At 63.4% G+C, this 1,135-nt stretch carries 1 protein-coding gene; it reads left to right on the forward strand.

The window, feature by feature from the left end:
- Positions 1-32 precede the first annotated feature (32 nt).
- Positions 33-1,135 (forward strand): IS66 family transposase (gene tnpC, locus HLH48_RS22765; RefSeq protein ID WP_182999720.1); only part of this gene is annotated, 1,103 nt, incomplete at its 3' end.

Raw genomic sequence — 1,135 nt, forward strand, 5'->3', positions numbered from 1 at the left:
CGGAGGGTGCTGAAATTTGATTCACCCTACGAATGGCACCGCCCCTTTTTCATGAACTGACCGATGCGGAGAAGAACGACCTTCTGCTTGCGCAGCATGAGATGATCGAGCGGATGGCGGCGCGGATTTCGGAATTGGAATCGCTGGTCGGCAAGCCGCGCAAGACGTCGAAGAATTCGCATCTTCCGCCGTCGAAGGACGATTTTGGCAAGGGAGGCGGGAGGAAGCACGTCTCCAGGAATGCCAGGCGTCCCACGCGCGAAGGCCAGCATCGTCCGTTGGCCGAGACCCCGGACAGGACGGAACGCGTGATGGCAGCCACCTGCGGCCATTGCGGGACCGACGTTTCCAGCCAGGTCCAGCGCTGCCGGCATCGATACGATCATATCGACCTGCCGCCAATCCGGCCGGTCGTGACGCGGGTCGAACTGTTCGGCGGACGCTGCCGGGAATGCGGGCGCCGCTATCGCGCCCAGGCGCCAGTGGGAATGGCACCGGGCACACCGTTCGGGCCTGGCATCCGCTCATTGCTGGCCTATCTGCATCACAGCCACCATGTCGGTTTCGAGCGCCTTTCACGCATTGCTCGCGAACTGTTCGGCCTGGTCATCTCCGAAGGCGCGATTGCCAATATTTTTCGTCGCATGGGTACCTGCATGGCGGCGGCGACCCAGGCGATCGGCACCAGGCTGCTGAAGGCCCGGATCATCGCGTCCGATGAGACGACCACCCGTACCAATGGCGTGACCCATTGGCAGTGGGTCTTTCTCTCCAAGGACGCGGTTCTACACAGGATCGCCCCCCGTCGGGCCCGGGAGGTCGCCGAGGAGGTTCTGGGCGGTCATCAGCCCGACGTGTGGATATCCGACCGCTATGCGGGCCAGCAGGAATTGGGCCGGGAGCATCAGGTCTGCCTCGCCCATGTGCTGCGGGACGTTCAATATGCGATCGACTGCGGCGATCTGGCCTTCGCTCCGAAGGTTCGCGATCACCTGCGCTGGGCAATCGGGGTCGGCAAGCGACGCGACAGACTGAAGGACACAACGCTGGCTGCCTATGCCGCCAAGGCTGACAACGTGCTGACCCGCCTCATGCGCATCCCTATCGCCCACCCAGCCGGGAAAGTCCTGCTCAG

Origin of the sequence: Gluconacetobacter sacchari, from assembly GCF_014174255.1 — a bacterium.
Taxonomy (GTDB): Bacteria; Pseudomonadota; Alphaproteobacteria; order Acetobacterales; family Acetobacteraceae; genus Gluconacetobacter; species Gluconacetobacter sacchari.